Origin of the sequence: Flavobacterium soyae (assembly GCF_021245985.1) — a bacterium.
GTDB lineage: Bacteria > Bacteroidota > Bacteroidia > Flavobacteriales > Flavobacteriaceae > Flavobacterium > Flavobacterium soyae.
Window position 1 is genome coordinate 1 of sequence record NZ_JAJQXA010000031.1, and the last position, 10,751, is coordinate 10,751.

At 35.8% G+C, this 10,751-nt stretch carries 9 protein-coding genes; 4 read left to right on the forward strand and 5 right to left on the reverse strand.

What is annotated here, in order from left to right:
• Positions 1-123: 123 nt before the first annotated feature.
• The 5 genes from LUU93_RS21375 to LUU93_RS21390 all read right to left on the reverse strand — a co-directional run bounded on the left by LUU93_RS21375 (position 124) and on the right by LUU93_RS21390 (position 3,781).
• Positions 124-855: an AAA family ATPase gene (locus LUU93_RS21375; RefSeq protein WP_232683203.1), complete on the reverse strand. Its 732-nt coding sequence runs from the start codon at positions 853-855 to the stop codon at positions 124-126.
• A gap of 46 nt (positions 856-901) precedes the next feature.
• On the reverse strand, positions 902-1,792 hold the full coding sequence (locus tag LUU93_RS21380; RefSeq protein WP_232683205.1) for a dienelactone hydrolase family protein: 891 nt from the start codon (positions 1,790-1,792) through the stop codon (positions 902-904).
• Positions 1,793-1,923: 131 nt separating this feature from the next.
• The gene (locus LUU93_RS21850; protein WP_369010205.1) at positions 1,924-2,019 is read right to left on the reverse strand and encodes a DUF3861 family protein; all 96 of its coding nucleotides are present in this window, start codon (positions 2,017-2,019) and stop codon (positions 1,924-1,926) included.
• The gene (locus LUU93_RS21385; RefSeq protein WP_232683206.1) at positions 2,007-2,738 is read right to left on the reverse strand and encodes a LytR/AlgR family response regulator transcription factor; all 732 of its coding nucleotides are present in this window, start codon (positions 2,736-2,738) and stop codon (positions 2,007-2,009) included. Before LUU93_RS21385 ends, LUU93_RS21850 begins: the two co-directional genes overlap by 13 nt.
• Positions 2,738-3,781 carry a sensor histidine kinase gene (locus tag LUU93_RS21390; protein WP_232683207.1) on the reverse strand — a complete coding sequence of 348 codons (1,044 nt, stop codon included), beginning with the start codon at positions 3,779-3,781 and terminating at the stop codon, positions 2,738-2,740. Before LUU93_RS21390 ends, LUU93_RS21385 begins: the two co-directional genes overlap by 1 nt.
• Before the next feature lie 266 nt (positions 3,782-4,047).
• On the opposite strand from LUU93_RS21390, the gene LUU93_RS21395 reads away from it, so the two are divergent.
• The 4 genes from LUU93_RS21395 to LUU93_RS21410 all read left to right on the forward strand — a co-directional run bounded on the left by LUU93_RS21395 (position 4,048) and on the right by LUU93_RS21410 (position 10,575).
• Complete coding sequence (locus tag LUU93_RS21395) at positions 4,048-5,202, forward strand: efflux RND transporter periplasmic adaptor subunit (RefSeq protein ID WP_232683208.1); 1,155 nt, start codon at positions 4,048-4,050, stop codon at positions 5,200-5,202.
• A 5-nt stretch (positions 5,203-5,207) separates the two neighbouring features.
• On the forward strand, positions 5,208-8,372 hold the full coding sequence (locus LUU93_RS21400; RefSeq protein WP_232683209.1) for an efflux RND transporter permease subunit: 3,165 nt from the start codon (positions 5,208-5,210) through the stop codon (positions 8,370-8,372).
• Between the two features lie 18 nt (positions 8,373-8,390).
• The gene (locus tag LUU93_RS21405) at positions 8,391-9,794 is read left to right on the forward strand and encodes an efflux transporter outer membrane subunit (protein WP_232683210.1); all 1,404 of its coding nucleotides are present in this window, start codon (positions 8,391-8,393) and stop codon (positions 9,792-9,794) included.
• Between the two features lie 307 nt (positions 9,795-10,101).
• Positions 10,102-10,575, forward strand: coding sequence for a hypothetical protein (locus tag LUU93_RS21410; protein WP_232683211.1), 474 nt, complete (start codon positions 10,102-10,104; stop codon positions 10,573-10,575).
• Positions 10,576-10,751: the final 176 nt, after the last annotated feature.

Consider the following 10,751-nt stretch of genomic DNA (forward strand, 5'->3'; position numbering starts at 1 on the left):
AAGACTACTTTTGAAGCTATACACACACCGCAATTTAATCAAATTGCAAGAATTAGGAAAGCGAAAGCTTTCCTTTTTTTATGCCACAAAAAAAGCTGCCTCACTTTTGAGACAGCCTCTTTTTTATAAAATAGTTTCGATGAATTTTAGGTCTTTAAGTTCCAATTCAGCAATAATTTGTTTTTTCATTATTGTCTGCACATAATCTTTTGCTTCAGCGTACGAAATGCTGTATTTACGTGGGATATCCTGAAAATGTACTGGAAAACCAGCCAGTAATTTATCATAATAAATATCCAGTACTTTTTCGTCTGGCATTTCAAACTTTAGCTTGATTTGAAATCTTCGAAGCAAAGCCGTATCGATACTTTTGTAAAAATTCGTAGCACAAATCAATAAACTATCCGTTGGGAAATAATCAATTAACTGAATAATAGTATTTACCAAACGTCTCATTTCCGCAACATCTTTGTCGTCACTTTCACGGCTTTTTCCAATCTGGTCAAATTCATCCAGAAACAAAACGGCTTTTTCGCGAATTGCTTTATCGAAAATAGCTTTTACATTTTTTGATGTTTCGCCAATTTTAGCATTGATTAAAGTACTAAGGTTAATAATAACAATGTTTTTATTTAATGCCGTTGCAATAGCTTTTGCAGTTGTCGTTTTTCCGCAGCCCGAATGTCCGTGAAGCAGAATCTTATTATCAACTTTGAGGTTGTACTTTTTTAATTCTTCGATGTATTTATGCTCTTTTATGGTCTGAAGCAGTGCAGATTTATTTTCTTCGCTGAAAAGCAGATCTTCCAATACAATTTTTTCAGTATCATTTACAACAAGTTCGTACAAATTCATTTGAGATTATATTTGGTGCAAAATTAGGCTTTATTCAGTAATATTCTCATTTCAGTTTTGTTTTAAAAAAATCGATGGTTCTTGTCCACGAAAGTGCCGCCGCCGCTTCATCGTATCTTGGCGTTGTATTGTTATGAAATCCATGATTTACATTTGAATAAAAATAAGCCGTATTTTCGACTTCATTTTTGTTCAGAACTTCCTGAAATGCCGGCCATCCATCGTTTACACGTGTGTCTAAACCTGCATAATGCAATAGGAGCGGAGCCTTTATTTTTTCGGCTTCTTCTTTCGTCGGCTGCCCGCCGTAATATGGAACCGCTGCTTTTAAATCAGGAACCTTAACTGCCATCATATTCGAAATCCATCCGCCGAAACAAAATCCGACAACGCCAATATAACCGTTACAGTCTTTGTGTGATTTAAGATATTCGTAAGCAGCAATAAAATCTTCGAGCATTTCTTCTCTGGTACGTTTCTTTTGCAATTCACGTCCTTCATCATCATTACCGGGATAACCGCCCAATGGAGACAAAGCATCTGGCGCAAGAGTAATGAATCCTTCAATTGCCGCTCTTCTGCCCACATCTTCAATATAAGGATTAAGTCCGCGGTTTTCGTGTACTACAACTATTCCTGGTAATTTCTTTTTGACTTGAGCAGGCTGTGATAAAAGCCCTTTAATAGAACCGCCGCCTCTTGGAGAATCATAGTTTATATAACCTGTTTTTAATCTGGGATCTGCTGGCTGCACTAAAATACTGTCGACATAATTGGGCGTCATAAAACTTAAAAGTGACGGAAGTGTAAGCGAACCAACAGCAAATATGGAAAGTTTTTCTACAAACTGTCTTCGGTTAATTTTATTATGGGCATAATCATCATACAAATCAAATACTTCCTGACTGATATCTTCTTTGGTTATTTTGCTATCCATGATCTTGATTTTTTGGGATAACTAAATTAGGGAATAAAAAGTTAATTGTTAATTATGAATTATAAATATTCCTTCCTGGATAGTTTTTGCTAGAGAAACTGAAAACTGTGACTGCGACTGTAAACCTGCGTTTAAAGACTCTTTAACTTCTTCATGAAAATTGGAAACACTTCGTTTAATTTATCAAATAAAGGATTATTTCTATGTTTCAATGTTATTTCAGCCATTTATCGACAATAGTTTTAAACGTTTCTTTGTATTGCTCGCCCACGGTAATTTCAGTTTTGCCAATGAAAATTGAATTTTTGGTAATGGCATTTATTTTGTCAAGGGAAACGATAAACGAACGATGAACGCGCATAAATTTTGCCAATGGCAGTTTTTCTTCTAAAGCTTTTAAGGATATTAGCGAAAGCACTCCTTTTTGAGAATCATCAAGATGCACTTTTACATAATCTTTTAAACTTTCGATATATAAAATTTCTTTAAGCGCAATTCGAACCCATTGGTATTCTACTTTTAAGAAAATAAATTCATCATCTGCCGCAACGGTCTGGAAGTTATTTGAAGCTTCTTCTGTTATTTGCAATACTTTATTTGCAGCACGCAGAAATTCTTCATAACTAAAAGGTTTTAAAAGATAATCGACAGCATTTACTTTATAACCTTCAATAGCATAATGATTGTAAGCAGTTGTAAAAACGATTTTAGGTATTTGCCCCGGCTGTTCCTGTAAAAGTCTCGCCAGTTCCATTCCCGTTAAATTGGGCATATTGATATCCAGAAAAACAAGATCAGGCTGTTTTTCCCGTATTAAACTCATCGCTTCAACTGCATTATCACAGCTTGCAGTTAATTGCAAAAAAGGAGTTTGCTCGATAAAAGTTTCGACAAGTCTTAATGCGAGAGGTTCATCATCTACTGCTATACATTTTAATACTGCCATTACTCTAAGTTTATTTGCAGTTTTACATCATACATTCCGTTTTTACCAATGCCGGCTGTCAGCATATGTTTATTTGGGTAAATTAAATGAAGTCTGCGTTTTGTATTCGTTAAACCAATTCCGCCTTCATCAGTAGTTGATGTTTTTTCGAAATAGGTATTTTTTACTTCAAATTCAAGATTGCTTCCGTCTTGTCTCAGCGAAATATAAATTTCACTTTTATCAGTAGCATGAATACCATGTTTAAAAGCATTTTCTACTAAAGGCAGCAATAACATCGGAACAATTGGGTAATCGTGTATCTTTTCCGGAATGTCGGTTGTAATCGTCAATTTTTTGTTTGCACGAAGCTTCATGAGCGCGATAAAATCTCTCATAAATTCGGCTTCTTTAAGCAATGTTGTTCTTTCTTCGGTACTGTACAGTAAATAACGCATCATTCGGCTTAAAGTATGAAGTGCATTTCTAGAATCTTCAATATCAGTATAAGTAAGCGAATAAATACTGTTTAGGGAATTAAAGAAAAAATGTGGATTAATCTGTGCTTTCAGCATGGCCAGTTCGGCCATAGTTTTATCCTGTTCCAGTTTTTGTTTATGCTGTGCAGCTTTCTGCCAATGCTGTAACATTGCCCAGCTCGTACTGATTCCTAAAACCAATAAAGTGAGCATTAAAACATAATTGTCAAAATAAGGATTTCGGTATTTTTTAAACCCTAAAACTAAACTGATTTTATTGTGAAGATCCGTTTGAGAAGTATAAAAATAAGCAATAACCTGCATAGCAAAAACCGTGAGAAAAGCCCAAATCAAAAACGGAGAAGTATTGTCTTTTATAATGGTTTTTGGAACTATGATTTTGGCATTAGAATAAAAAATGATGATAAGCAGAAGCAATACAATCATCTGCCAAAGCCAAAATACCCCCGGAAGAATTACATTCCAGGTTAAAGGCATATAAAATAACATGATGAATCCCAATAATAACCAGCTCAAAATATGAAGTCCGGTAAAATAATAAGGTCTGTATACTTTTGATGCCATTTCGAATTTTATCTTTTTTTGACAATATTACAGTTTATTTGAATGCAATTTTTATCCAATCGCTAAAAAGAGAATTACAGTCCTTAAAAACCATTTTAGAACCGATGAGTTTAAGAATTAAACACTTGTTTAATTTTTAAAAAATCCCATCGTGTGTCAGGTCATCTTTATCGATTGTCATTTGCTCTTCGTCTATTTCAAATTTTTTGTGTGCTATATTTTATTTCTTTTGCTGTTATATAATCGATAATTAGATATTATTTCAAATGAATAAGCAATCATTTTTAAGCATTCTCGCAGCATCAGTTATTATCGCATCTTGCGGTAAAAATGATAAATCGGCTCAGGCCGGAGGAGCACCGCAGGTTAAAGAGTATAAAACGCTGATTTTACAGCCGGAATCTGCTACATTAAACAGCGATTATCCAGCCAGCATTCAAGGACAGCAGAATATAGAAATCCGCCCAAGGGTAGAAGGATATATTGATAAGATTTTTGTTGATGAAGGTGCTGTTGTAAAAGCAGGCCAGCCTTTATTTAAAATAAGCGCGCCAGAATATGAGCAGCAAGTTCGTACAGCATCGGCAAGTATCAAAAGCGCTCAGGCCGATTTAAGTGCAGCAAAATTAGCTGTAAACAAAGTGAGGCCATTGGTTGAAAAAGGAATTATAAGTAAATACGATTTAGAATCAGCACAATATACTTATGAATCTGCTGCAGCCTCTTTGGCTCAGGCAAATGCTGCTTTGGTAAATGCTAAAACCAATTTAGGATATACAACCGTAACAAGCCCGGTTGACGGCGTTGTAGGTTCAATTCCGTTTCGTTTAGGGAGTTTGGTAAGTTCAAATACAACTGAACCTTTAACAACAGTTTCAAGCATTGGAAATGTGTATGCTTATTTTGCTATGAATGAAAAAGTCCTTTTAAATTTTACTAAAGATTCAGGAGCTTCATTAAATCAAAAAATCAAAAGCCTTCCGGCAGTTTCTTTATTGCTTTCAGATGGTTCTGCATACGATCAAAAAGGAAAAATAGAAACGGTAAACGGATTAATTAATACCGAAACCGGAACGGTAAATATAAGAGCTCGTTTTACGAACCCAAAAGGAATTATCAGAAGCGGAAGCAGTACAACAGTAAGAATCCCAAATGAGGTTAAAGATGTTATTATAGTTCCTCAGAGTGCGACATTTGAACTTCAGGATAAAATTTTTGCAGTTGTTTTAGGAAAAGACGGTAAAACTAAAAATGCCAATATCACTGTACTTGAAAATACAGCACAGAATTATTATGTGGTAACAAGCGGCTTAAACGCAGGTGATGAAATTGTATTAGAAGGAGTTGCTTCTCTAAAAGAAGGAAGTGAGATTAAAGCTCAAAATCAAAAAGCAGAAACAGTATACGCCGACTTAAAATAAAAAAAATGTTTAAAAAATTTATACAAAGACCTGTACTCTCGACGGTAATATCTGTTATTATTGTCATTTTAGGTGTTTTGGGCCTAATTGAGTTACCTATTTCTCAATATCCGGATATTGCGCCGCCAACGGTAAACGTATCGGCAAGTTATACGGGTGCCAATGCAGACGTGGTACTAAAAAGTATTGTAATTCCGCTTGAAGAGCAGATTAATGGTGTAGAAAACATGACGTACATGACTTCTACAGCAACAAATGATGGTAATGCTTCGATCAAAATTTTCTTTAAAGTAGGAACAAATCCTGATTTAGCCGCAGTAAACGTTCAAAACAGGGTTTCAAGAGCAACAAGTTTACTGCCTGTAGAGGTAACTCAGGCGGGGGTTACAGTAACTAAAAGCCAGAGTAGTAACTTATTGATTTTCTCTTTATATAGTGAAGATAAAGCTTACGACCAGACGTTTCTTCAAAATTATGCGAAGATTAATCTTGTACCGCAAATCCAGCGTGTAGTTGGAGTAGGAGATGTAACCGTTTTTGGCGCCAAAGATTACTCCATGAGAATCTGGCTGAAACCAGATGTAATGCAGCAATACAAACTGATTCCAAGTGATATTTCGGCTGCTTTGGCAGAACAAAATATCGAAGCCGCACCGGGTAAATTTGGTGAAAATGGAAATCAGGCTTTTCAATATGTAATTAAATACAAAGGACGTTTAACAAGCGCCCAGGAATTTGAGGACATTGTTATAAAATCAGTTGGAAACGGACAAATGCTCCGCCTTAAAGATGTGGCTAAAGTTGAGTTAGGATCTTTAAGTTATGCATCAACTATTAAAACAAACGGTGTAGAATCTGCAGCGATGGCAATCAGCCAGACTCCGGGATCAAATGCACGTGACGTAATCAACAACTCTAAAAAGCTGATTGAAGAAGCAGCGAAGAGTTTTCCAAAAGGTGTAAAATATACGATTCTGGTAGACGTTAACGAAAACCTGGATGCCTCTATTGAGAAAGTAATCCACACTTTGATAGAAGCTTTTATATTGGTTTTCATCGTAGTATTTATTTTTCTTCAGGATTTTAGATCAACATTAATTCCGGCAATTGCGGTTCCGGTTGCTATTATAGGAACATTTTTCTTCTTGAGTTTATTTGGGTTTACGATCAACTTATTGACACTTTTTGCAATGGTTCTTGCCATTGGTATTGTGGTCGATGATGCAATTGTGGTCGTCGAGGCAGTGCATGCCAAACTCGATCACGGTTATAAATCGTCTAAGAAAGCTACGATCGATGCCATGAGCGAAATTTCGGGAGCAATCATATCGATTACATTGGTAATGGCGGCGGTATTTATTCCGGTAACTTTTATCAATGGATCAACTGGGGTTTTCTACAAACAATTTGGTATTACACTGGCAGTTGCAATTATTCTTTCGGCAGTAAATGCTTTGACTTTGAGTCCGGCTTTGTGTGCTTTGCTTTTAAAACCACACGCAGACGATCATAAACATAAAAGTTATCTGCAAAGATTTTACACATCGTTTAACGTTGCATTCGAGAATGTAACCCAAAGATATAAACGTTCTGTAAGTTTTCTTTCGGTAAAAAAATGGATTGTATTGGCTGCTATTTTAATTGCCGGCTCGGGGTTATTTTATATGATGAAAACCACGCCGTCTGCTTTCGTTCCTGCGGAAGATCAGGGAACAGTTTTTGCCAATATTAGTTTACCGCCATCGGCTTCGATGGAACGTTCTGATGTAATTGCCAAGAAAGTTGATAGTATTGCGAAAACTATTCCGGGAGTAAAAAATACACTTCGTATCGTGGGGCAGAACTTTACAGCCGGAGCGGGTAGTGCCTACAGTATGGTTATTGTGAAATTGTATCCTTGGGATCAGCGTGATTTAAGTGTTAATGATGTTATTGGACAGCTTTTTGCTAAAACAAGCGGTATTCGCGAAGCTAATATTTTCTTTATTTCACCGCCAACAATCCAAGGTTTTGGACAAAGCGGCGGATTCGAATTCCAGCTTCAGGATAAAGGCGGACACACGACTGCTGAGTTCTTTAAAGTGAATACAGAATTTTTAGAAAAGCTATCTAAACGTCCCGAAATACAATACGCAACAACGCCGTTTAATCCTGGTTTCCCTCAATATATGATGGATATTAATTTGGCAAAAGCCAAAGATGCAGGAGTTTCCATAAACTCGATTTTATCAACTATGCAGGGTTATTATGGCGGATTGTATGCGTCGAATTTTAATAAATTCGGAAAACAATACCGTGTTATGATTCAGGCTTCTCCGGAATTCCGTACGAATACAGAAGGACTGAATAAAATCTTTATTAGGAACAGTGCCGGGACAATGGCGCCTATTACTGAGTTTGTAAAAATGACCAGAGTTTTTGGGCCGGAATCTATTTCAAGATTTAACCTTTTCTCTTCTATTTCGATTACCGGAGCACCAAATCCTGGATTTAGTTCAGGAGATGCGATCAAAGCAATTCAGGAAGTTGCAGCAGAAAATCTGCCGACAGGCTATGGTTATGAATTTTCAGGATTAACTCGTGAGGAATTAGCTTCTGGAAGCGAAACGATTTTCATTTTTATTTTGTGTTTGGTTTTCGTTTATTTCTTACTGAGTGCACAATACGAAAGCTATATTTTACCATTTGCCGTATTATTCTCAATTCCGTTTGGTTTAGCAGGAGCGTATTTGTTCTCAATCATTTTTAAACTGAATAGTAATATTTACTTGCAGATTTCCCTAATCATGCTGATTGGACTTCTTGCCAAGAATGGTATTTTGATTGTTGAATTCGCCTTGGACAGAAGGCGAAAAGGCCTGCCAATTGTACAAGCAGCAATTGAAGGAGCCGTGGCACGTTTACGACCAATTTTAATGACTTCTTTCGCCTTCATTTTAGGATTAGTTCCGTTAATGTTTGCTACCGGAGCAGGAGCTGTCGGGAACAAATCGATTGGTACAGGAGCAGTTGGAGGTATGTTAATTGGAACCATTTTAGGAGTATTTGTTATTCCGGTTTTGTTTATCATTTTCCAGACCTTGCAAGAAAGAGTAAGCGGCCCTGCAAAAGATGGTTATGATGAAGATGACGATGAGGAAATTCAGTTAATAGAAGCTCACAAAGAGTAAAATTAAATTCAAACAGAGATGACTAATAGTTCAAATAAATATATTCTTATGGTAATTGCAGCCGTACTTTTAAGTGCGTGCTCGATTACCAAAAAGTACGAACGCCCAACAACGCTCTCGACAGACAAGCTTTATCGTGATGAAGCTTCCACCGATTCGACTACGATTGCCGATATGCCGTGGCAGAGTGTTTTTAAAGATGAAAAGCTGAATGCATTAATTCAGAAAGGATTAGATCAAAACCTTAACCTGAAAAATGCAATTGAGAATATTGTACAGGCACGTGCTTCGCTTCGTCAAAGTAAATTAGCGTATTATCCAACTTTACAGCTGGATGCCAGTACAACACATTCAAAACAGTCAGAAGCTTCTTTGAATTTTGGAGGAGCAAATATCAATACTTTAACTACGACTTATAAATTAGGTTTAAGTACGTCCTGGGAAGCTGATATCTGGGGGAAATTAAGCAGTTCTAAAAGAGCAGCTTTGGCCACTTATTTAGCGACAGATGCTGCAAAACAAGCGGTTCAGACGCAGTTGATTTCAGACATTGCCAATAACTATTTCTTGTTACTGGCTTATGACAAACAGTTGAAAATTACGCAGGAAACACTGGAAAGCCGTATTAAAAATGTGGCAACAATAAAAGATTTAAAAGAAGGTGCTATTGTTACCGGAGCAGCGGTTGTGCAGAGTGAAGCCAACCAGCATGCGGCAGAAGTTTTGATTCCGGATTTAAAACAAAGTATTCGTGAAACCGAAAATGCTTTGAATATTTTATTAGGCCAAGCTCCTGGACCAATTGAAAGAGGAGAATTAGGAACACAGATTATACCGGAGAATATTGCGGTTGGAATGCCTTCGCAGTTGCTGCAAAACCGTCCGGATGTTCGTCAGGCCGAATTTAATTTCAGGGTTGCTTTTGAATCTACGAATTTAGCTAAAACCTATTTCTATCCAAGTTTAACGCTTACAGCAAGCGGCGGATTTTCGAATTTAGAATTAAAAGACTTTTTTAGCAATTCTATTTTTTATTCGATAATTGGGGGATTAACACAGCCAATTTTTAATCAGGGTAAAAACAAGTTAAGATTAACAACAGCTCAGTCGCAGCAATTACAGGCTTATAATAATTTCCAGCAAAGTCTTTTAACGGCTGGTCAGGAAGTTTCTAATGCTTTGTATTCGTATCAAATGGCAGTTGAAAAAGAAGATTCGAGACAAAAGCAGATTGAAGCTTTAGAAAAAGCAGTCGATTTTACACAGCAGCTTTTAGAATACAGCTCTGCTACCAATTATACAGATGTACTAACTTCTGAACAAAACCTTTTAGCAGCACAGTTAAGCGGAATTAATGATAATTTACAGAAATTACAAGCCGTTGTAAACTTATACAGAGCTTTGGGAGGAGGCTGGAAATAAAATTGTTTTAATTTAAATATTTTACGTTCGTCGTTAAAAAACAGACCTTGGTCTAAATAATGATTTAGTATAAAAAAAAGTATATATTTTTGAGTGGTTAAAAATATTAGTATCCGCCGATAAAGTTAAATTAAAACATGACTTAAAACGCCTCAGTAATGAGGCGTTTTTTAGTTAAATGCATGTCGTTTAAAAAATACCTTTCGTCGATTAGTTTAGTAATTTTATCTATTAAATGCGGTAAATGTAAAAATTGGCACTACTTTAGATTAATATCTACTAAAATTAATATTTAAAACTCAAAATCATGAAAAAGTTAGTATTAGCCTCAGTATTATTTATGAGTGTATTTTTTGCTCAGGCGCAAGTATCAGTTAATGTAAATATTGGAACACCTCCAAGCTGGGGACCAGTAGGTTATGATGACAGCAGATATTATTATATACCGGACATCGATGTATACTATGATGTAAACCTAAGTGTGTTTATTTACGACAACAACGGAAGATGGATTCGTGAAAAAAGACTTCCTTCAAGATACAGATATTATGATTTGTATTCTGGATATAAAGTAGTTTTAACTGATTATAGAGGAAACTCTCCGTATACTTATCATAAAAAACACAGAGCCGATTATCCTAAAGGGTATCATGGAAAACCTCAAAAAAACAGAGGAGAAAAACCGGGAAAAAATAAAGAATATAAAGGGGATCAGAAACATGACAATAAAAATAAAAACAACTCCAAAAAACAATCCGGTAAAGGCCATGATCACCATTAATTAAAATTAAACATGACTAAAAAACGCCTCAGAATGAGGCGTTTTTTAGTAAATCTAAAATCTAAAATCTAAAATCTAAAATCTAAAATCTAAAATCTAAAATCTAAAATCTAAAATCTAAAATCTAAAATCTAAAATCTAAAATCTAAAATCTAAAATCTAAAATCTAAAATCTA